The organism is Tractidigestivibacter sp. (genome assembly GCF_057241865.1).
The window spans coordinates 1-21335 of record NZ_DBHHPX010000014.1 but is presented as its reverse complement, the minus strand read 5'-3'; the positions used below and the strand labels follow the sequence as shown (position 1 = coordinate 21335).

The following is a 21335-nucleotide window of genomic DNA, read 5'->3' as shown; positions in this document are numbered from 1 at the left end:
GGCAGCGGCCTGAACAGGAGAAAGGAATCGTCATGGCAATCAACGCGTTTCAAGCGGCGCTTCTCGGCATCTTCGCATGCCTCGCGTCACTGCCGGGTATGGGCGGAACGACGATAGGCAACTACACCCTCGGACGGCCGCTCGTGGGCGGACTCGTCGTGGGTTTGATTCTGGGCGACATCACGACCGGCATCATCGTGGGTGCTGCCATCCAGGTCGTCTACATCGCACTGGTCACCCCTGGCGGAACGGTCTCGGCAGACGTACGCGCAGTCACCTATATCGGAATTCCCCTTTCCATTCTCGCCATTCGTGCACAAGGGCTTGACCCCGCCAGCGCCGAGGCAGCGTCGCTTGCCGCAGCATTTGGCGCTATGGTCGGCACCCTCGGTACCGTCCTGTTCTATGGCACCGCAACGCTCAACCTCGTGTGGCAGGGCATTGGTTGGAAGGCAATGGAGTCCAACGACTGGGGCAAGATCAGGCGCACCATCCCGCTTGTTGACTGCGCCTACCCCTGGGTGTCTCACATCCTGTTCTCCTTCCTCCCCACGTTTATCATCTGCATGGCCGGCGCGGACATGGTGCAGGTCATGAAGGACTACCTGCCCATGGATGGCATTGCGATGAAGACGCTGTTCACGGTTGGTTCGCTGCTTCCCGCGGTGGGCATTGGCATCCTGTGCAAGCAGGTCATCAACAAGCCGCTTGACTGGCTCACCTTTGCCTTTGGCTTCACCCTTGCCGCCGTCCTGCACTGCAACCTCATCGCATCCGCAATCATCGCGGTGTTCTTCGCGATGATCAACTTCGAGATCCAGCAGCTTCGCACCCAGCTCAAGAGCGGCCATGTCGCCCTTGCCTCCGGTGACGACGATGACGAGGAAGAGGAGGACATCTAACCATGGCCGAGATGACTAAGAAGATTTCCGAGAAGACCCTTAGGAGGTCCTTCCGCAACTGGATCTACGGCAACCTCACCTGCTTCTCCCAAGAGCACATGCAGACCTTTGGCTACCTGTTCTCCATGCTGCCCGTCGTGGACGAGCTCTATGACACAGATGACGAGAAGGTCAAGGCACTTCGTACCTACACCACGTTCTTCAACACCGAGCCCCAGATTGGCACCATGGTCGTCGGCCTCACCGCTGGCCTCGAGGAGGCACGTGCCAACGGCGAGCCCGTTGACGACGAGACCATCAACGGCATCCGTGCCGGTCTCATGGGGCCGCTCGCCGGTCTTGGCGACTCCATCGTCGTGGGGACCTTCATCCCCATCCTTCTGGGCATCGCGCTCGGCCTGGCGCAGGGAGGATCGGCCCTTGGGCCCGTCTTCTACATCGTTGCTTGGAACGCACTCATGTACTTCGGCATGAAGTATGCCTACAAGCGCGGCTACGAGCTCGGCGGGTCTGCGGTCGAGGCGCTCGTCGGGCCACAGTCCGAGGCGCTTCGCAACTCCATCGTGATGGTGGGCACCATTGTCATTGGCGCCGTGGCAGCCACCTGGATCTCCATCGACACCGCACTGGTCCTGCCTGGCCTTGGCCCTCTGTCCCAGGTGCTCTGGTCCAGCAGCCAGACCGTGACGGCAGAGGCGCTGCAAGGCGGCTCTGTGACACTTAATGTCTTTGGTTCAGGCATCTATCCCAAACTCCTCAACTTCGTGTTCGTGTACCTGTGCTGGTGGCTGATGACCAAGAAGAAGGTTTCCGCGACCATGGTCATGCTCATCATGGTGATCATTGCCTTCGTTGGTGTGCTGATTGGGTTCTTCAACCCTGGTCTGTCCTACTAGAACGTCGCATGGCGGCGGCGCGGATTCCCCTAGGGCGTCCGCGCTGCCCATTTTTGGTCGATCCCTCGTCTGCCACAGTCTCCTTCGACGTTGTCACGCGAGGTTCTCCGCACCTGAGAGGCAGGAGGTATGGAGCGCATGGATCGCTTCAAAGGGTGCTCCCCCGAGAGACGTGCCACCCTCATTGCCGAGGCCCGGGCACAAACGGACGCCATCCAGCGACTTGAGGTCTGGGCTCGGGCGGACTACGGCCTTCTCGCCCTTGGGGTGATACTTGGTTTGTGGCGCTTCACCTACAGCGGTCCTGCGTGGGCCGGCGGCGTGGGAATCGCGCTCGCCGTGGCGGCAGGTGCCCTAGCGGCTGTCTTCTATGTAGGAATTAGGAACGCCAAGCGCAACGTAGAGCATATCCTTTGCGCAGCGGGCATTGACCTCAAGACCGGAAGGCCCATCGACGTGGCAACGGGCAAGCCCGTTGCCGCCACAACCGATACAGGAGAGGGCGCGGGCGGCGCCAGTACCCTCAAAGGCCACGCCCCCACAATGGCAGACCTCGCCCAGGCGAAGGAAGTCTTCAAGATTCTCTACGGCCGGAAACGGCAATAGAAGCGCATTGCGGACAAGCGCGAGACGGTCTCGTGCAGCCATGCGGACCGCATAATCGTTTGTGCGGCTCAAGGAGATTGTGCGGGCCAGAGCGCTAGAACGTGACGTTGCCAAACTCCGAGAGGCGCAGATTGGGGTTGTGCTCGATGGCCCAGTCGAGATTCCAATCGCTCGTAAACAGCAGCAGGCAGCCGCCGCGCATATCCTCCACGCGGCAGGTCTCGCGCGTGAGCTTGAGCGTGCGCGCGTCCAACTCGTCCGGTGCGTTCTGAATCCAGCGGATGATCGAGTAGGGCAGAGGGGTCCTGCTCACCCCAACGTGGTACTCGCTCTGAAGCCGCTGCTCAAGCACCTCGAACTGCAGCACGCCAACGGCACCCACAATCACGCTCTCGAGGCCCGTGCCCAGCTCGCGGAAGATCTGGATTGCGCCCTCCTGCGCCAGCTCCTCCATGCCCTTCACGAACTGCTTGCGCTTGAGGGTGTCCACCTGAGTGATCCGGGCGAAGTGCTCGGGCGCAAAGGTGGGGATGGGCGGGTACTGCACGCGCATGCCCGGAGCGCAGATGGTGTCGCCAATCGAGAAGAGGCCCGGGTCGAAGAGGCCCACGATGTCACCGGCGTACGCCTCGTCCACGGTGGCGCGGTCGTCGGCCATCATCGCCGTGCCGGTTGCAAGCTTGATGGTACGGTCGCCCTGCACGTGGTAGGCGTCCATGCCGCGCTCGAACCTGCCCGAGCAGATGCGCACGAACGCGATGCGGTCGCGGTGCCTGCGGTCCATGTTGGCCTGGATCTTGAAGACAAAGCCTGAGAACTCGTTGCGCGAGGGGTCCACGGGCTGCTCGCCCAGCGTGTCGGTATAGGCAAGCGGGGGCGGGGTCAGGCGCAGGAAGTCCTTGAGAAACGGCTCCACGCCAAAGTTGGTGAGGGCCGACCCAAAGAACACCGGCGTCAGGCGACCGTGCCGCACGGCATCGAGATCAAACTCGTTGTCGGCACCGTCGAGAAGCTCGATGTCGCCCATCAGGCTCTTGTGGTTCTCCTCGCCGATAAGAGAGTCGAGTGCGGGGTTGCCCAGCTCTGCCTCAATCTCGCCCACCTTCTTGGTGGCGTTCGCGTGGCCGTCGCCCTCGAAGGCGATGACGCGGCGAGAGTTGCGGTCGAAGACGCCCTTGAAGGTGCGACCGGAGCCGATGGGCCAGGTCATGGGGTAGGTGCCAATGCCCAAGACGTCCTCGATCTCCTCCATGAGGTCGAAGGGGTCGCGCGTGTCGTGGTCGAGCTTGTTCACGAAGGTGAAGATGGGGATGTGGCGCAGCGTGCAGACCTTGAAGAGCTTGATGGTCTGAGCCTCGACGCCCTTCGCACCGTCAATGACCATGACAGCGGCATCGGCAGCCATCAGCGTGCGGTAGGTGTCCTCGGAGAAGTCCTGGTGCCCGGGGGTGTCGAGGATGTTCACGCAGGTACCGTCATAGGTGAACTGCAGGACGGAGGAGGTAACGGAGATGCCGCGCTCCTTCTCGATGTCCATCCAGTCCGAGACTGCGTGACGCGCGCTGGCCTTGCCCTTGACCGAGCCGGCCGTCTGGATGCTGCCGGTGTAGAGCAGGAGCTTCTCGGTAAGCGTTGTCTTGCCGGCGTCCGGGTGCGAGATTATGGCAAAGGTGCGCCGCGAGGCCACCTGTTCCGCAATGCTAGGCATGTGCTTCCCATCTTGTTTCTATGCAACTATGCAACTGGCCTCGCGTATTGTAGCTAACGGAGGGGCATGCGCGGCCTATTGCACAAAATGATGAGAGAAGGGGGTACGGCACTCGCCTCTCATTGTAGAGACGTCTTCAAATACTTTTTCTCGTCGCAGACACTATTACGTGTCGGAAATCGCCCGACAGCCCCAGGAGAAGGGCACGACGCCGCGCCTAAAAACGCGGCGCCGGGAGTGGAAGCCTTCCGACGCCGCCATGGCACACCATCTAACGAAACTTACATCGCAAACGGGTACTCCGCGAGGGTGTCGTATGTCTTGCTGTCATAGATCTGAATGGTACCCTCGACGTTCACCAGTGCGTCCAAGTTCGCGACGTCACTCGTACTGAACCATAGGAAGGTCTCGGCGTACTTTCCAGGCTGGATGGTCTCGTAAAGCAACGGGTCGACCATCTTGCCGTCAACCGAGAACGTCCCGTACTTCCCGCTCACAGTGATAGCCTTGTCCATCTTGTTCGTAATCTTGAGCGTGTAGCCGGGGTCGTCAGCGAAGTCGGTCGTCTTGTTCACAATCTCGATGGTGCAGATGCTGTCATCTGCAAGCGTGGTACCAACTGCAACCTCGGTCTTTCCGCTCTTACCATCTGAGGTGGACGTGGGGCTGGCGCTGGTATCAGACTTGCCCGTGTCACTATCGCCGCTGCCCGGTGCGGACACTACAGCCGTGCCCATCTCAAAGATCAGCTTGGTATCGTCCTGCTCAAGCGTGAGCTCGCTTCCATCAAGCTTGGCACTTGCCGTCTGCCCCTCAACGGTGAGCAAGGCTTCGGTCGGGCTCTTCACCTCCCACGTGCCGGACGTCTCCTCCCCGAACATGTTAAGCGTAAAGCTCTTGTCCTCCTTGAACGTAAGCCCAACGCCGAGGCCAAGGTCCTCCATGGACTTGAGGTCATCCTTGCTCAGAACCTGTTCGCTATCTTCCATGCCAACGAGCTTCCAATCCCCAATGAAGTTCTTGGCAGGGTCACCGCCGCCCAATACGCCACCAAGACTGCATCCCGAAAGCACCAAGCACAGTGCAAACATTGCGCTTAGCGCCGCAACCCACTTCCTCATGGACTTCATCCACACCACTTCCCTTCTCCCTTGTGCCTATGCGCCCAGCGCGCCGCCGCAGTACCCGCAGTGCCCACGACCTTCTCGCGCTCCTTCCCCACCTGTGTGAGCGCCTCCCTGACCTTTCCCGCCAAGCGCTTCGCCTCGTGGAATCCCATCGAGTTGCGCTTCTCGATCTGGTAGTCGTCCACCCTAAACGTGATGGAGTCGTGATAGGGCACGCTCACGTGCATCATAACATGCGCACCTCATGGCAGAGGGGTAAGCGATAGAGCTTTTGGGGGCTGGCATAGGCGCTGTCGGCGACGTTCTCGCCGATAGCTGGCGGGAGGACTACCTCTGTCGTGGCCCGCTTGATACAAACACCCTTGTTGCCAAGGGACACAAGAGGGCATCGTCGCAGGGGCGATCGTCTAACACCCGCGGCGAGGACAGCATCATCTCGAAGGCTCCATCATCGCCGTAAACGAAAGGCAGTACATAATCATCGTGGAGAAGGGTGCCGTAGTCGAGGCCTGCAGCGAAGCCGGCGAGTTTGTATTCGACACCTCGATGGAGCCGAGCCTTCTCTTCAGTGGAGGCGATTCGATTTGCGAGCGCATCCGCGCGTCTTTCGAGCGCGCACGCGCCTCTCTTTTGGCGGCGACCCCGGCAATGACCAGCGGATTTACTTCTTCAACGCGAAGGAGGTCCTTGGAAACAGACGTGCGCAACTCGGCAATCAGCGGGTCGGCTGATGCCCACCGTGCGGCCCATGAAGTGCGGTGGTCAAGTTGGATTTCCGTGCTCGCCAAACTTTTCGGCTGGAGCTAACTAAGTGTCAGCAGAGACGGCCTAACTTCCTCAGCACCCTCTCAGTGGTAATCTCCTGCATGAAAATGCGATATCGCACGGTTTTTAGAACTTCGCTGCATGAAATTGGCTTATCGTAGGGCCACCTTGACACAATGACATAAAAAATGAAACTACAATTGCATGGATATGGATATTCTCATCGAAATATTTAATTTCATGCATACATAGTTTCGACTTTGATATCAGGACGCCAGAGGGACCTTACGATAGCCCGATTTTATGCAACGTTCGCCAAAAACCCGTGCGATATCGCGTTTTCATGCAGGCTAGGGTGGGCAAGCGATGCCATCAAGGGCCTCGACCCTCTGAGTGCCTATTGAGGAAAGGCAATAAGAGGCCAGGCTACGGCAGGCTCTGCGCCCGTTGAATAGGGACGTCCGCAGTCCGAATCACTCCTCTCACAGGCTCTTCGGAAGTTTCTTATAGACACCCTATTTATGACTGACACAAACAGCATCGATAATAGGTTCGTCCTGCAGTAACTCACTCTGCATCCAATGCCATGCGCTTGACCTCATTCGTGGAGTAGAGAACGCCGTTGTCGTTATTGAGCGCGTCCTCATAAGCTTGTCAATCGGCTGCGGCCTCGACCATCTCGAGCACCGCCTCCCTAACAACATCGGAAAACGTTTCCCCGACAGAATCGGCATACCCCTGAACCCACGCCTTCTCTTCCAGCTCGAAGCGAACCGTGGTGACCTCCATCGCCATTCGTATTCACCCCTCCCACAAATCGTAATTCAAGGTAATACGTTTGCACCCGTCCGCCACTCCCCCGCTAGCCTTGGCTTAAAAGATTGTGTGAACTACAAGCTCATCCGTGCCGTCCTTCTTCGCCTCCAGCCTCGTGCAGCGTGCCATACTGGGACAAAAGACAGAGGAGGAACCCATGGCGAGAAGCACGAGGATCGCAGACACCACGCGCAAGGAACGCATCCAGATCGTGTCCGAGGCACTGGCCTGGGGCGACGACTGCGGAGACTGCTCGCTCGACGCCTGCGGTATCGACAAGTTCTACCAGCCCTACATCGACGGCGAGCTCGAGCTGGCCGAACTCAACATGGTCCGCGCGAGCACGACCTACGTGCTTGGCGATGCGGGTCGAGAAGCGCGTGGCAGCAGCTGCGTGATGTAGCGTGGTCCACGGGAGGCACCCATGCAATGGGTCGAAGACAGGCTGCATGAGCTTGCCGACAAGGATGGCAAGTATCGCGAGTTCAACGCACGGGTCGTCGCCACCGCCGACCCCGCTACCATGCTCGGCGTACGGGTTCCCAGGCTCCGCCGGCTTGCCCGCGAGGTCTCTCACTCGCAGGACCGCGACGCGTTTCTCGCTGAGCTGCCCCACCGCTGGTACGAGGAGTACCTGGTCCACGCCTTCGTGCTCAACGAGACGCGCGGCCTTGCGCAGGCCACACGCCTCCTGGACGCACTTCTCCCCCATGTAGACAACTGGTGCGTGTGCGATGCGCTCAACCCTCGAGCGTTCCATGACAAGAGGGGCCTAGCCGGCCAACCCGCGGCCGCGCTCATCCCCCTCGCGCGGCGTTGGATGGCCTCAGAGCACACCTACACCAGGCGCTTTGGCATCTCGGTTCTCATGCGAGACCTTCTGGGCGAGGGCTTTGACCCCGCACAACTGCGCATGGCGATTGCCGCAGACAACGGCGAGTACTACGTGCGCATGATGATTGCCTGGTACCTGGCCGAGGCGCTCGTGTCGCACGAAGCCGAAGCCCTGGCGGCAATCGCCTTGCCCGAGGTAAGCCCGCAGCTCAGACGCATGGCCATACGCAAGGGCATCGAGAGCCTGCGCGTACCCGAAAAGACCAAGGGCACGCTGCGCCAACTGCGTGGGTAGGCGCGGAGCAACGTCACCCATAGGCTGGGAGCATCTTTGTGAGCGACGTGTCAGCAATGCGTCCTGCACAGAGAAAGGGGCGCGGATCCAGTTTCGTGGACCCACGCCCCATGCAAAGGCGATGCATCAGGTCGTTTGCCTACTCCTCTGGAGTGTGGTTGATGACGGGGCTCTTGGTCTTGATGAAGTTGGGGATGAGTGCCACGACGACCAGCACAGCGAGAATGGCATAGACGCCGGTGGGCCCAAAGGCTGCGGCGGCGCGGCCAAGGGTGATGCCAATCACGCCAAAGTCGAAGTCACCAAAGGTGGTGTTCTGGAAGCCGAAGACGCTCAGAACCGGGAGCAGGAGGGCTGGCGCGAAGGTGATGAGAAGACCGTTGACGAACGCGCCAAGGGCAGCACCCCTGCGACCGCCGGTCGCGTTGCCAAAGATGCCGGCGGTAGCGCCGCAGAAGAAGTGGGGAACCATGCCGGGGATGATGAAGACGCCCATGGTTGCGCCGACGATGAACATACCAACCACGCCGCCGATGAAGGAGGCGACAAAGCCCAGGATGACGGCAGTGGGGGCATAGGGGAAGAACACGGCGCAGTCGACCGCCGGGATGGCACCGGGGATGAGCTTGTTGGAGATGCCCTGGAAGGCAGGCACGAGGTCGGCAAGGATCATGCGGACGCCATTGTAGACAATGGCGACACCGACAGCGAAGGAGAGCGCGCAGTTAAGGGCGTAGACAACGAAGTTGTCGCCTGCAGCCAGCCCGTCAACCACAGAGGGATTGGCAACCCATGCGACAATGGCGGTAAGCAGGTAGAAAAATGCCATGGTCAGAGCAGTTGAGATGGTGGTGTCACGCAGGAAGGCAAGGCTCTCGGGAACCTCGATCTTCTCGGTGCTGGTCTCCTCGGCATCCCTCTTGAAGAGGCTGCCCACGGCAGCCGAGATGTAGTACGCAAGAGAGCCGAAGTGGCCCATGGCGATGTCATCGCCATCGGTGACCCTCTCGGTGAAGCACTGGCCAACGGCAGGAAGCATGGCGCTCACAAGGCCGAGGAACAGGCCGCCGGTAACGATAAGGGGCACATCCGCGAAGCCGGATGCCTGAAGGACGGCGGAGAGCAGGCAGGCCATGAACAGGCTGTGGTGGCCGGTAAGGAAGATGTACTTGAACTTGGTGAAGCGCGCGACGATGATGTTGACCACGTAGCCTAGGATGAGAATCATCATCGTCTGGACGCCAAGGACCGTCTGCGCCATCGAGACGATGACTTCGTTGTTGGGGACGACGCCCTGGATATGGAAGCCCGTCTCAATGAATGTCCCGAGTGGGGCAAGGTTGGTCTGGATGAGACCGGCACCGGCAGAAAGCATGAGGTAGCCGAGAATCGGTTTCATGGTGCCCGTCATGACCTTGTGGGCGGGACGCTTGAGGGCCAAAAGGCCAACGAGCGAGAACAGGCCCATGATCCATGCGGGCTTGGTGAGGATTGACTCAAAGAACTTCAACACGACAAGAACTGCGTCCATCTGCATCTCCTTTGACCGTCACTTACAATCGCAAAATCCCGAGGGCCTTTCCCGACTAGGCCTTGGCCACAGCCTCCTTGATTGCCTCGAGGGCATCTTCGCGGATCTTCTTCTTGTTCACGTAGCTGCGGACAATCACGATGTTGCCGTGCAGCTCGGGGGCAAGCTCCTTCACGGTGATGAAAAGGTCGGGGTTCGCCGAGGTGGCACCGTTCAAATCCATCGACTCAACGTCGGCCGAGATGCCCTCCTCATCGCAAATCTCCTGTACCTTGCCGGCGAGCATCAGGCTCGAGCCGATACCGTTACCGCAGACCGTAATGATGTGCATGCTTCTTCCTTTCCCTCGGGCCCACTTTCGCACGGGCCGCGTGTCCATCTCTCGGCTCTCCCCAAACCGTCCCTCAGCTCTCCCTGAAAAAGGGCTCCAACGTGGAAATCACGTCGCCTGGCGTCTCGCACGCCGCAAGCTTGGGAATGGCCTCCTCGTCATCGAAGATCTTTGCAAGCTCGGCAAGGCAGTCGAGATGCTCGCGTGGGTTTGGGGCGCAGATTCCAATGAGGACGCTCACCGGGTCGTAATCCTCGTGCCCAAACCGAACGGGCTCATCGAGCGTGAGGATGCAAATGCCCCGGTCGGAGACATTCCCGTTGGACTGGGCATGGGGCATTGCCACGCCTTCCTCAAGCACCACGTACGGGCCGAGCCTTTCGATTGAGGAGACCATCGACTCCGTGTAGCTGCGATCGCACTTTCCCGCCGCCTCGAGCAGGGCCCCGGTCTGCAGCACCGCGTCTCGCCAGTCAGCCGCGTGGGCATGACAGCGAATCACCTCAGGGGTGAGTAGGTCCTTCAACATCCCAATCACCTACGGAAGGATGCGGAAGCCCAGAGCCTGGGCATCCTTGCTGAAGCCACGCACGGTGTCGAGCGAGTACTCGAAGAGGTCCTTCCCCACGTCCCTGCGCTTTGCGAGGATGGAATTCTGCACGGTGATGACCTGGCACCCCACGGACTCTGCCTGGAAGATGTTGAGCAGCTCACGCGTACTGGCCCACAGAATCTCGCACAGGGGCTTGGGCGCGGCAAGCTTCACGGCATCGGCGACCGTCGGCATGGGGTCAACGCCAGTGTCAGCAATCCTACCGGCGAATATCGAGATGATCGACGGAACGTCGGATGACACCGCATCGATGAAGTCGGCGATCTGCTCGCTTGTAAAGAGGGTGGTGACGTTGATTTTGATGCCGTCATTCGACAGCTTGCGCACCAGCTCCTTGGTGGACTCACCCTTGGTGTTGAGGGCGGGAATCTTCACATAGACGTTGTCCGCCCACGTTGCGATTTCGCGGGCTTCCGCCTCCATGCCTTCGGGGTCATCGGCAAAGACCTCGAAGGAGACGGGAAGGTCGGTAATCTGGGCGAGCACTTCCTTGGCAAAGGCGCGGTAGTCCGACACTCCACCCTTCTTCATGAGAGAGGGGTTCGTCGTGAAGCCCTGGACGTTGCCCTCTCGATACATCTCGAGCATACCCTTGATGTCTGCTCCATCCGCAAAGACCTTGATGCTCATGCTTCCGCCTCTCATCCCGAGCTGCATGAAGTTCAGACTTTTGTTTGTAATCTATTCGTTTATGTTCTGAACTTCAATTACAAGGGTGTAGTCTACACAGATGAAAAGAATGTGATTGATTCAACGTGATATAATCTGTATACGGCTTGTTATACGTCGCGAACGGTATTATCTATGCTTTGAGGTGCGATAACCCACTACTTTCGATATCGAAACTATATGATGAGTTTAACCTGAGAGACCTCGGGCCAATTCATCGGCAAACGGAAGGACTGATGACAGGTGCCCCCTGAGGAATCCTCCCCTGCGGAAAGGCAGTCGTTCATTCTCGAATGGCTTGACTCAAACCCAAGCATAGCCGTAAGCGACATTCGAAATAGGTTTGGCGTTTCTGACGTCACCGTCCGGCACGACCTCATCGCGCTGGAGTCTGCCGGAAGGGTCAGAAGGGTCCGCGGCGGGGCCGTCTCTCTGGCTCGCACGATGCTCATGAGCTATCCAGAGGAGCGCATCAACTTCAATGTCGAAGCCAAGGATTGCATCGCGCGTTCTGCGGCAGGGCTTGTCGAAGACGGCGATGTGATAATTGCCGACATCGGCACCACCGCCTACCAGTTCGTACGCCACCTTGTCGGCAAGAAGGGCATCACGATAATCACGGGCGACCTCTCGATCGCTCATTTCGCGAGCTTCAACCTCCCCAACGCCGAAGTCATGCTTTTGGGCGGGAAGGTGCGCAAGGAGCACCTCTACCTTGCCGGTGCCATGACGCTGGACTCGATGTCAAAGCTCTACGCCGACAGGGCCTTCCTGAGTTGTGACGGCTTCCACAGGGACCACGGCTTCACCGTCGAGCACGACTTCAGCATGACGATCAAGCAGACGTACATCGCGAACTCACGCCAAAGCGTCATGATGCTCGACTCCAGCAAGTTTGGTCGCACAAGCTTCTATCGCTTCTCGGCGCTGGACGACTACGACGTCGTCATCACAGATTCCGACGAAGAGGGGTACCTCTCGGGCGCACTGAAGAAATCGGCACACGCCCCGCAGCTCGTCATCGCAAGCAAGGCGGCGTCTGACGGCCCAGGAGCCGTCCGCGGGACCACCTCCCACACCATATGGAACCCCACCGGGGTCTTCTCGTAGAACGCGATGGCCCTCTCCCTGTCCAGCGCGTGCGTGCAACGGCGGACGGACTTGGCCTGCATACCTTCCTCTACATTTCGGCACGCCTGTGCCTAGGACACCAACACGCCGGCCAAGTCTGTCACGTGCCTACTTTCGGCTGGCCAGCATCTTTGTGAACGACGTGTCAGAATGGCGCGCCCACAGGACGTAGACGAGCACGCTCGCCACACACGCCAGGGAGATGACGGCCCACATGGCCGGGTAGCCCATCCCCGTGATGAGGGACCCGGCCATGCCGCCACCCAGGCCGTAGCCAATGTCATAGCCGCAGAGGAACGTGGAGTTGGCCGAGCCGCGCGTCTCGTCGGTTGACGTGTGGACGGCCATCGACTGCAGCGACGGCTCGAGGCCGCCGAACGCGTAGCCGGCGAGCGCCGCCGAGAGGATGTAGGCCGCGGTGCTGGGCACAAACGCCAGGAGCAGGAATGCCACGAGCATGGCCGCGTTGCACGTGTAGACGAAGGCGGCTTCGCCCCTCTCGTCCACGAGCTTGCCCAGCGTAATGCGCACGAGGAGGAGCATCGCCGACATCACGAGGAAGTAGATCGAGCCCGAGGGCAGGGAGTTCTCCGCAGCAAAGATCGCCACGAAGTTCTCGAGCGCACCGAACGCGAGCATGAAGGCGAGCATGGTCACTGTGGCGGGCAGCGAGTCCCGGTTGATGATGGTGCGCAGATCGAGCCTCTTCTTGGGCACGTCGACCTTCGGCGCGCGGATAAAGGCGAAGAGCACGAGGCCCAAGCCGGCAATGGCTACCGCCACGCCATAGAGCACGTTGTAGCCAAGACCCTCCATGAGCGAGAGGCCCAGCGCCGGTGCGATGGCCGAGGCAAGCGCCGTGGCCATGCCGAAGTAGCCCATGCCCTCGGCGAAGCGCGGCCGACAGATGACATCGGAGGCCACGGTCGCCGTGGTCGAGTTGGAGAACGACAGGCCCACGCCGTGCAGCATGCGGAAGGCGATCGCCACCGAGAGCGTCGGCACCATGACGTAGCCAAGAGGCGCGAGCCCCATGAGGACAAGGCCCAGCACCAGCGCGGCCTTGCGTACGCCGTTGTCAAGCCACCACCCCACGAAGGGGCGGATCACCACGGCGATAAACGAGAAGACCGCGGCGCAGATGCCCGCAACGGCCTCGGTGCCGCCAAGGCTCTGGATGTAGAACGGGAAGGTGGACAGGCTCATGATGTGGTTGGTGAACACGCACAGGTTCACCAGGATGATGAGCACGAGATCCCGCGTCCAGAGCTTGGGCTGGGCCCCAGCCTGGACGCTCGCGTTGTTCTGTTCTGACAAAAAGATCCCTCCTAGACAGATTGAGACGTCCGTCCAGCAGGGAAGGCACCGCGGGTCATTGTCATTACGGAATGCGTCACGGCTGGGCGGCGAAGCCATCAATTGGACTTACGCCGTGGGGCAGCTCATTGACGCAGGCGATTATAGCCGAGAAATGCGTTCGAGGGGCGTGGACGCACGGACAGCCCTCTCGGCAACCAGCCGTCCCAAACCGTGTTGATTTTGTCCCCAATCCCCCACGCGGTGCTAAGGTATCTCTCGCGTGTAGCGCAAAGCTGCTGCGACCAGATGCCACACAACGCCACCAGGAGCAGCGAGAAAGTGTAGTCAGCAAAGCGTGCGGTTGCCCATCGCGGGCAGCCGCACGCTTTTTTGCTGCATACCGTACCGCGACAGGCGGTTGGGCGGAGAGGAGCAGGAATGCCAAAGAACCGTATCCAGGGAGCCATCTTCGGGGTTCTCATGTCCGTCACCATGGCCTATGGAATGGAGGTCTACAACGTGGCATGGAAGATGGGAATCCCAACCATGCCCGGGGGCTTCTCCAACATGACGAACGACGTGTTCCTCGGCGCCCTGTTCGAAGCAGCCTACATGTGGATCTTCGTCTTTTTGTTCTCGAACCTATGGGGCACGCGCGGCGGAGCGGCGCTTGCCGAGAAGCTCGTGGACCCCCAACGTGACAGCGCATTCGTCCAGGGCGCCGTTCGCTCCTGCTGCACCGCTCTCATCATGTGCCCCACGATGAGCCTTGTTGCATCCATCCTCTTCAACGTGATCCTTGGCGGTATGCCCGTGGTGCAGCTGCCTGCCACCTGGGTGGGAACACTCATCAAGAACTTCCCCATGGCGCTTCTCTGGAACCTCTTTGCGGCAGGTCCCGTATCCAGGCTTACGTTCGAGAGGCTCTTTAGCCGCGTGGGCATGAAGGGCCGTACGGCCGGGGTGGAGCTCGAGCACGAACCCCACTCCGGCCTTGCTCCGGAGTACGCTGAGGCGAACTCGCAGGACTAGGCGCTTGGCCCTCTCGACGATCGACGAGCCGCACTACTTCGCCGGCAGAACCTCAATCCACTGGCCCTCGGGGTCGGCGATGAAGTAGAGGCCCATTGCGTGGTTCTCGAACACGATGCAGCCCATCTCCTCGTGGAGGCGGTGGTAGGCGTCGTAGTCGTCCACCTCGAAGGCTATGTGGGTGTCATCGCCCCCGTTGGCGTAGGGCTCGGTGCGCCCGCGGTTCCAGGTGAGCTCCAGCTGGAAGGGGGACGCGTCGTTCTGCATGAACGTGTTGGTCCAGGAGCCGTCCGCGGGGCCCGCCTCCCTCACCACGTGAAAGCCTAGGGCCTTCTCGTAGAATGCGATGGTCTTCTCCTTGTCCAGCACGTGCGTGCATCGGTGGATGAACTTGGCCTGCATGTTTTTCCTCCCTTGGCGTCTGACATGGCCCGAGCGCTCCTTATGCGCAGGGATGTCATTACTAGTTGAATCTTAAGACCTACTACCTGTCCATACAGTACTATCTATCGAGAAATCCCAAGTGTTGGGCCATGTCGGAATGTCATCTGGAGACAGAGAATGTCATCTGGAGACAGACCATGACGAAGGAGCGAGATGCCCAGGGTAGGCAGATTTTCCACTGCCCCGCTGAGGCCACGATGAGCAAGGTCGGCGGCAAGTGCAAAGCCATCTGACACCCCGGGCGGCGCCCGGGTTTCAATGCCGGGGACAGGACAGGCCCGAGGGCCTCTCCCCGTAAGGACGCACTAATAAGTGCTGCACTTTGGAACCCGAGACCATGGCGCCCACTCCCTTCGCGCCGGCGAGCCCATTCCTCGCATTCCGACTGCGCGCGGCCATGAGGAACGGGTGGGGTGCCCGGGAAGTCGGCGCACCCCGCCCACGCACGAACCAGCCGGCGCTTGCTGACGAGAGGCACTACTCCACCTCAGTAATGTACGGGGAGCGGGAGATTGGCTCCGCACTCGCGTTTCCTCTGGTCAGAGATTTGTGGAAACTGCTCCTTCCGAGACTGGGTCTCATACTGGTACGAATCATACTCAGGCTCGTACCGGGACCGCTACATCCTCTTCGCGCGCACCTCCTTGAGGATGCCCTTCTTGAACTGCGCCCGCGAGCCGAAGAACTTCTCGTCGGTTGACGTGGTCTGCTTGTCGCGGTACCTGAGGGCAGCGAGCTCGACCGTGCAGATGTAGTCCGCCGCCTGCCCGAGGCGGTAGTCGGCGGGCGACGCCTTGCGGAAGATGACCGCGTTCCTGGAGAGCGCGTAGTCCGCTGCCTCGTGAATCGCGCGGGCGATCGAACGCTGGCCATCGTCGTAGTAGACCTTGATGTCGTCGAAGCCCTGCAGGTAGACCATGTTGTCGAACATGAACTCCACGAGCGCACGGCGCATGCCGACCGTCACGTCGTCCGGCGTGGTGAAGCCCTTGGTGTCGAGCGTCAGGCACGCATGCCGGATGGGAAGGTGGCGGAAGAAGACGCGGAAAGACGACAACAGGCGCTTCCTCGTCTCCTCGTCCATGCCCTCGTAGGCCTTCTTGCGGTAGAGCAGTGGGGTCGTGTGCACCGGGATGTCCGGCAGGCCCCTCTCGCGCAGCGACCGCTCGTAGAGCGCAATCTCGCTGTCGAGCGAGTTGCCCTGCTCGTGTAGGACGAGGGCGAGGATGTAGTATGGGGCGTCCAGGCCATCGCTTCCAGATTCGTCGATGAAGATGCTGAGCTCTCTCAAAACCGCTCCCAAAACGAAAAGAGCCGGGGAAAACGTCCCCGGCACTTGGTAGCCCTCCGCTTGCGCGGCAGTAGCCAATCACTTTATACCACGGACGGGCGGCGCTGTCGAGGGGTCGCCATCCACCCACACGGTCAGAACCTGACTTCCGCAGCAGTTTTCAGAAAACATTACCTCTGACCTGCAGGCATGTCTTAATCTCCGTGATTATTCTGCATGTGGCATTTCCCACTTGGCAGCCTTGGCCGGGCAGCGCCCGGGTTTCAATGCCGGGGACAGGACAGGCTCGAGGGCCTCTCCCCGTAAGGACGCACTAATAAGTTCTGCACTTTGGAACCCGAGACCATGGCGCCCACTCCCTTCGCGCCGGCGAGCCCATTCCTCGCATTCCGACTGCGCGCGGCCATGAGGAACGGGTGGGGTGCCCGGGAAGTCGGCGCACCCCGCCCACGCACGAACCAGCCGGCGCTTGCTGACGAGAGGCATTACTCCACCTTGAGGGTGAAGCCCTTCCCCTCTTCCTTCTTGACGCCGATAACCATAACCGCCACAAGCGCACAGACGAACGCGACGATACCGGAGACAACCAGGCCGACGAAGCCAGTGTCGATGCCAGCAGGGTTGATGAAGCTCGGGAAGCCAAGCGGGCCGGAGGCACCGAAGGAGTACAGCTTGGCACCAAAGAGGCCTGCAATGGCACCGCCGACACCAGCGGAGATAAACGTCGCCCACATGGCCTTGGGACGTGGGATGAGCAGGCCGTACAGAGCAGGCTCGTTCACGCCGAAGACAGAGGAGATCAAAGCAGGAACATTGACATCCGCATTCTCCTGTCCACTCCTCGTGCGGGCGATGATGGCGATGCAGGCACCCACGATGGCGCAGCCACCTGCATAGACCAGCGGGTTAATCGGGTCGTAGCCATAGGTGGCCACGTCGAGGAACCAAAGCGGGATGACGCCCCAGTGCAGGCCGAACATGACCAGCAAGCTCCAAAAGGTGCCGATAACGAAGCCGGCGACGGCAGGCTGGAAGTTGATGAGTGCCATGATGATTGCGGCAACGATGTTGGACAGAATGGTAGTGACAGGACCGATGATGACGAGACCGGCAATGCCGCAAACGAACAGGGTGATGATGTTAGCCAGGAACGACGCGACCAGCGCAGGCAGGGCGCCCATGAGCCACTTGTGGAACTTTGCCGCTACCCACACGATGAAGATCGCCGGGATGATGGTGCTGGAATATGCCTGCATGACCAGGGGAATTCCAAAGATGTCACCGTATACCTTGGACTCGAAGATTGTGCCGGCGCCAATCGTGTAGAGCGGGTCCACACCGGTGAGCGCGACGAGCGTCGGGTACACGAGAACGCCACCGAGCGCCATGCCCATAACGGGTTTGAGTCCGAACTTCTTGGCGGAAGTCCACCCGATGATAAGCGGGAAGTAGTAGAACACCGAGTCACCGATGGCGGAGAGCACCACATAGGTGGAGCTATCATTTGCAAGCCACCCCGCGACGGAGGCGAGGGCAAGGAGCGACTTGATGAAGCCGCCGGCCATCAGGACGCCCAACACCGGCTGCAGGATCTCGGAGATCACTCCCAGCAGGCGCGTGAAGGGGTCCTTCTTCTTGCCCCTTGCGAGGTCCTTCTCGGCATCTGGGTTGTCCTGGACCTCGGCATTCTCCTGGAAGCCGCCAACCTGAACAAGGTCCTGGTATATGGCGTCCACCGTGGCGCCAACCACGACCTGGTACTGGCCGCCGGCCTGAATCACGTCGATGACGCCCTTGGTCGCCCTAAGCCCCTCGGTGTCGGCCTTGGACTCGTCCTTCAGGTGGAAGCGCAGGCGTGTGATGCAGTGGCTCACGTCCTTGACGTTGTCCCTACCGCCAACCTTCTCGATAATGGTCTCGCAGAGAGCCTGGTACCTCATCGTTCCCTCCTCATTGAGAAGCGCATGCTGTTCGGTTGTCTTGTGGCCGATTGGTTGTGGCTCCCGTAGTCGACGTTTGGGAGAATCGCCTTTGGACCCTTGACGAAGTGCCTTGTGGTGGGTCTTGCCTCTCTCCCACCCTCTGAGTACAAGTCTACGAAGCTATTTATTCCATTGCAATTCTGTATTTACTTCTATTTATTCTGTTATTGCATCCTGAATGACTAGGGGCAGCCCTAGATGCCACCCAGAAGCTTGGAGGCCTGCACGAACTTGTCGCAGATGCGCTCAGGCTCGCCCTTGGGAACCTCGGTGTGAGCCGTCTCAAACGACAGGCCGTACTCCCATGCGGGCAGGAAGTACTCGTGGTACCCATTGGTGTAGCCAAACACCAAACCCTGTACCGGGCACTCCTCGCGCATGCGAATGCCAAAGTCGCCCCCAAACTCGCTGGGGAACACGAACAGGTGAAACCCTCCAAGCGAGATGACCTCACAGCGCAAGTCCAGATGAAAGTCATCATGCGCGACGGTGTGGTACATGGTCTGCACCACCATGCGGTCGAGAGGCACCTGCGTGATGGGTTCTATGCGGGCGATGGCCTCCGCCAGCCCACTGGAAACGCGCTCCACCTCGTCAATGCCGCGCCCCTGTCGGAAGTTCTTGTCGCTACAGTCGCCCGCGGCACCCACCACCATGGCGGGAAAGTAACCGTAGGCAGGCTCCAGCTTTTTGCTTACAAGACCTGCCAGCTCGCTGGTGAGCTCCGTGCAGTCCGGACCGGCACATGCCGAATGCACGGCCCAATTGACCAGGCCTGCGAATGGGTGCCCCTGGGCGTCGCGGAACTGAACCACAATCACCTCGTTGTCTGCCAGACGGCCGGGCACGTTACGGTTGTCATAGAAGCCCGTCACAACCTGCTTGCCCATCCAGGCCGTGGCCTCCTGGGCGTTGGCGCGGCACTCCTCAAGGCAGTCGCAGATTGTCTGGACCATCCAATCGTAGTAGCGCTGATCGAACTTGCCCGTCCACCAAGTGCGGTGATACATGGCAAGCGACGAGTGATCGTGCGTAGCGCACAGCAACACGCAGTCGCGGTCGATGCCGTAGCGCATGGCCAGAACTGTCTTCACGTCCTCGGCCATCGCCTCCTCAAACTCCAGAACGTCCGCGCTGAACACGAACAGCTCGCGGCCGCCATCCTGGAACAGGAGGGCGTTGCCGAACACGTCATCGTGCACACCTGTGGCGGGTTCCAGCCTATTGGGCAGGTCCCGGTAGCCGATGAGGTAGATGTCCCCCTCGGGCGTCAGGTCTCTTCTCGCATGACCGATTCTCATTTGGAATCTCCTTGCTCTCCAGTGCGCCCGGCTTGTGCGGCCAGGCGTGCGGCCATGCTCTGCGCCGAGGCGAGCACGTCGCGCGAAATCGCAGCGTCAGACCCGCGTCCAAACCCAGAGTTCATGGCCTCGTAGGTAATCCTGTCGTATGCCTCATCGTCGGGCAAGTACTTGGCCCCACCGTTTACCAGGGTAAATACGCCAAGCTGCACGCCCTGCTCAGCCGCGGCCCTGCGCAGCTTTGACCCCAGGAGGCTGGGGACCTCAGGCTGCAGTCCCACCAGTACCAGGTTGCCCACGCCCAAGACGCTCACCGTCGTAGGCACGGGCCCTGCCGGCCGAAAGGCAAACTCCCTAGCTGGGGCCAGCTGGTGGAAATCGGCACGCACCTGGCCAGGACAGGTTGCCTCGTGCCACTCGGCAATCGGCCCCACGCCCGGTAGAGCCGGCGCAGCAAGCGCGACATCGGCAGCCGCGCGGGCGGCCCGGGCCAGCTCGCCACCCACACGTGACACCATCGAGAAGCCCTCATCGCGTGCGTCGTGCGCCTCCAGGGAGCCATCAGCAGCGACCCACACGGTAACGGCCTGCTCTGCCGGTGCCTGGTCGGCGGCGGTGCCCACCAGGAACATGGCAACTCCGCCAAGCCCTTCCTCCAGCGCGCGAGCGGCTTCTCCCGCAATGTCGCCAGACACGGCATGTAGCCCATCGTTGCTTGCAGATCCACAGAGCACCGAGGGCTGCACGTCTGCCGAGAAGAGCGTGGCAACAACGCCCCCATCGCTCGCGTCGCGTGCCACGAGCGCTCGCACCCCATGGTCAGAAAAGCCGTTTGGATCGCGGCCCAGCCACCAACCGGCAGGCGTCTCCACGTCGCGGTTGACGTTGGCCGTGGTAGACGCCGTACCCCAGCCGAGCGTGACCTCGCGCAACGATGCGGTTGCATGCCTCACGGCAGCGGTCACTGCCAGCCCGTACGCGTCACGCAGCCTTAGGTTGCGTCCGCGCTGGGCATCATCCGCAAGGTGAGAGGGGGTTCGCACGTGTGGGGCGCTAAACGTGTGGGACACGCACACCCACAGATGCGGTCCCGTGCAGCCGGAGGCCGTCGTTGCTGCGGCACGCAGAGAGGTCATCAGATCCGGCGCGATGGACGTTGCGTCCAGCACCACGATGCACACTCGCTGCGCACCGTCCCCGGGCACCGCATCCAGCACCAACGCACGTGCGCAGAGGGAGTCGCGCACCGAGCCGAACCCGTCGAACGGAAGGATCCCGTCCAGGTCCACCACGGCCTTGCCCCCACCAGCCAGCAGCATGCTCTTCTTCCCTTCAATCGTATGGCAGGATGGACGCATTCTGCCCGCCGATGCCGTAAAGCTCCTGAGCGTTGCCGGCCAGCACTCGCTCTTTGTCAACCTCGGATATGTCCAGGTCGCGCACGAACGAGGATCCGTCCAGCAACCACTCACGCCGCACGGGATAGGACGTGCCGAACACCACGCGATCGGCGCCTATGACCCTGATGGCGCACTCCAGGGCATCCCTGCCCCAAGGCTGGGCATGTGACATCTCGAAGTACACGTGACTGCGCAGGCGCTCGGCCAGCTCGCCATCGTCCGTCTTGAAGCGCTCGACGGCATCCTTTCGCTTACTCGCGTGGGGTAGCAGCATCTGCTGGATGGCGAAGAAGCCACCACCCAGCATGGAGACCAGCTATATGAAGTCAAGACCTAGAGACTGATTTGTTCGACCGACACCG

23 protein-coding genes are annotated in these 21335 nt (G+C 60.7%); 7 read left to right on the top strand and 16 right to left on the bottom strand.

The genetic code is table 11. The features are described 5' to 3' along the window. The first annotated feature begins 32 nt into the window (after window positions 1-32). From ACO59D_RS06270 to ACO59D_RS06260, 3 genes are all read left to right on the top strand, one after another. On the top strand, window positions 33-902 hold the full coding sequence (locus ACO59D_RS06270) for a PTS mannose/fructose/sorbose/N-acetylgalactosamine transporter subunit IIC (protein WP_130811063.1): 870 nt from the start codon (window positions 33-35) through the stop codon (window positions 900-902). A 2-nt stretch (window positions 903-904) separates the two neighbouring features. Next, the gene (locus tag ACO59D_RS06265) at window positions 905-1798 is read left to right on the top strand and encodes a PTS system mannose/fructose/sorbose family transporter subunit IID (RefSeq protein WP_207302622.1); all 894 of its coding nucleotides are present in this window, start codon (window positions 905-907) and stop codon (window positions 1796-1798) included. Window positions 1799-1936: 138 nt separating this feature from the next. Next, window positions 1937-2404 carry a hypothetical protein gene (locus tag ACO59D_RS06260; protein WP_485126242.1) on the top strand — a complete coding sequence of 156 codons (468 nt, stop codon included), beginning with the start codon at window positions 1937-1939 and terminating at the stop codon, window positions 2402-2404. Between the two features lie 94 nt (window positions 2405-2498). Here ACO59D_RS06260 and ACO59D_RS06255 read toward each other — a convergent pair whose 3' ends face one another. From ACO59D_RS06255 to ACO59D_RS06235, 5 genes are all read right to left on the bottom strand, one after another. Further along, window positions 2499-4112 carry a peptide chain release factor 3 gene (locus tag ACO59D_RS06255; protein ID WP_485126241.1) on the bottom strand — a complete coding sequence of 538 codons (1614 nt, stop codon included), beginning with the start codon at window positions 4110-4112 and terminating at the stop codon, window positions 2499-2501. Between the two features lie 281 nt (window positions 4113-4393). Beyond that, entirely contained in the window at window positions 4394-5242 is an 849-nt protein-coding gene (locus tag ACO59D_RS06250; RefSeq protein WP_485126240.1) for a hypothetical protein, read from the bottom strand. After that, window positions 5239-5469, bottom strand: coding sequence for a hypothetical protein (locus ACO59D_RS06245; RefSeq protein WP_485126239.1), 231 nt, complete (start codon window positions 5467-5469; stop codon window positions 5239-5241). The genes ACO59D_RS06250 and ACO59D_RS06245 overlap by 4 nt, the downstream gene beginning before the upstream one ends. Window positions 5470-5670: 201 nt before the next feature. Further along, window positions 5671-6027: a hypothetical protein gene (locus tag ACO59D_RS06240; RefSeq protein ID WP_485126238.1), complete on the bottom strand. Its 357-nt coding sequence runs from the start codon at window positions 6025-6027 to the stop codon at window positions 5671-5673. 631 nt (window positions 6028-6658) lie between these two features. Beyond that, on the bottom strand, window positions 6659-6799 hold the full coding sequence (locus tag ACO59D_RS06235) for a DUF6290 family protein (RefSeq protein WP_242622105.1): 141 nt from the start codon (window positions 6797-6799) through the stop codon (window positions 6659-6661). A 178-nt stretch (window positions 6800-6977) separates the two neighbouring features. Here ACO59D_RS06235 and ACO59D_RS06230 point away from each other — a divergent pair, with 178 nt between their 5' ends. Together ACO59D_RS06230 and ACO59D_RS06225 are read left to right on the top strand one after the other, a co-directional pair. Beyond that, on the top strand, window positions 6978-7223 hold the full coding sequence (locus ACO59D_RS06230) for a hypothetical protein (protein ID WP_485126237.1): 246 nt from the start codon (window positions 6978-6980) through the stop codon (window positions 7221-7223). A gap of 21 nt (window positions 7224-7244) precedes the next feature. Continuing rightward, entirely contained in the window at window positions 7245-7949 is a 705-nt protein-coding gene (locus tag ACO59D_RS06225) for a DNA alkylation repair protein (protein ID WP_485126236.1), read from the top strand. Window positions 7950-8088: 139 nt separating this feature from the next. On the opposite strand, the gene ulaA is transcribed toward ACO59D_RS06225, so the two are convergent. The 4 genes from ulaA to ACO59D_RS06205 form a co-directional block, all read right to left on the bottom strand. Then, the gene (gene ulaA / locus ACO59D_RS06220) at window positions 8089-9480 is read right to left on the bottom strand and encodes a PTS ascorbate transporter subunit IIC (protein WP_485126235.1); all 1392 of its coding nucleotides are present in this window, start codon (window positions 9478-9480) and stop codon (window positions 8089-8091) included. A 55-nt stretch (window positions 9481-9535) separates the two neighbouring features. Then, window positions 9536-9811 carry a PTS sugar transporter subunit IIB gene (locus ACO59D_RS06215; protein ID WP_130811071.1) on the bottom strand — a complete coding sequence of 92 codons (276 nt, stop codon included), beginning with the start codon at window positions 9809-9811 and terminating at the stop codon, window positions 9536-9538. Window positions 9812-9884: 73 nt separating this feature from the next. Beyond that, window positions 9885-10340, bottom strand: coding sequence for a PTS sugar transporter subunit IIA (locus tag ACO59D_RS06210; RefSeq protein WP_130811072.1), 456 nt, complete (start codon window positions 10338-10340; stop codon window positions 9885-9887). 9 nt (window positions 10341-10349) lie between these two features. Then, a complete protein-coding gene (locus tag ACO59D_RS06205) occupies window positions 10350-11054 on the bottom strand; it encodes a transaldolase (RefSeq protein WP_485126234.1) in 705 nt (234 codons plus the stop codon). 282 nt (window positions 11055-11336) lie between these two features. Here ACO59D_RS06205 and ACO59D_RS06200 point away from each other — a divergent pair, with 282 nt between their 5' ends. Then, window positions 11337-12203: a DeoR/GlpR family DNA-binding transcription regulator gene (locus ACO59D_RS06200; RefSeq protein ID WP_485126233.1), complete on the top strand. Its 867-nt coding sequence runs from the start codon at window positions 11337-11339 to the stop codon at window positions 12201-12203. 129 nt (window positions 12204-12332) lie between these two features. On the opposite strand, the gene ACO59D_RS06195 is transcribed toward ACO59D_RS06200, so the two are convergent. Next, window positions 12333-13541: an MFS transporter gene (locus ACO59D_RS06195; protein ID WP_485126232.1), complete on the bottom strand. Its 1209-nt coding sequence runs from the start codon at window positions 13539-13541 to the stop codon at window positions 12333-12335. 420 nt (window positions 13542-13961) lie between these two features. Between ACO59D_RS06195 and ACO59D_RS06190 the strand changes: the two genes are divergently transcribed. Continuing rightward, on the top strand, window positions 13962-14555 hold the full coding sequence (locus ACO59D_RS06190; RefSeq protein ID WP_485126231.1) for a DUF2798 domain-containing protein: 594 nt from the start codon (window positions 13962-13964) through the stop codon (window positions 14553-14555). 33 nt (window positions 14556-14588) lie between these two features. On the opposite strand, the gene ACO59D_RS06185 is transcribed toward ACO59D_RS06190, so the two are convergent. From ACO59D_RS06185 to ACO59D_RS06160, 6 genes are all read right to left on the bottom strand, one after another. Continuing rightward, complete coding sequence (locus tag ACO59D_RS06185) at window positions 14589-14957, bottom strand: VOC family protein (protein WP_485126230.1); 369 nt, start codon at window positions 14955-14957, stop codon at window positions 14589-14591. Between the two features lie 661 nt (window positions 14958-15618). Then, window positions 15619-16290 (bottom strand): DUF3800 domain-containing protein, encoded by a 672-nt coding sequence (locus ACO59D_RS06180; RefSeq protein WP_485126229.1) that lies wholly within the window; start codon window positions 16288-16290, stop codon window positions 15619-15621. Window positions 16291-16775: 485 nt separating this feature from the next. Continuing rightward, complete coding sequence (locus ACO59D_RS06175) at window positions 16776-18230, bottom strand: PTS transporter subunit EIIC (RefSeq protein WP_485126228.1); 1455 nt, start codon at window positions 18228-18230, stop codon at window positions 16776-16778. Window positions 18231-18466: 236 nt separating this feature from the next. Further along, window positions 18467-19573: a neutral/alkaline non-lysosomal ceramidase N-terminal domain-containing protein gene (locus tag ACO59D_RS06170; protein ID WP_485126227.1), complete on the bottom strand. Its 1107-nt coding sequence runs from the start codon at window positions 19571-19573 to the stop codon at window positions 18467-18469. Beyond that, on the bottom strand, window positions 19570-20892 hold the full coding sequence (locus ACO59D_RS06165) for a hypothetical protein (RefSeq protein WP_485126226.1): 1323 nt from the start codon (window positions 20890-20892) through the stop codon (window positions 19570-19572). Before ACO59D_RS06165 ends, ACO59D_RS06170 begins: the two co-directional genes overlap by 4 nt. A 13-nt stretch (window positions 20893-20905) precedes the next feature. Continuing rightward, window positions 20906-21280: an amidohydrolase family protein gene (locus ACO59D_RS06160; RefSeq protein WP_485126225.1), complete on the bottom strand. Its 375-nt coding sequence runs from the start codon at window positions 21278-21280 to the stop codon at window positions 20906-20908. Window positions 21281-21335 lie beyond the last annotated feature (55 nt).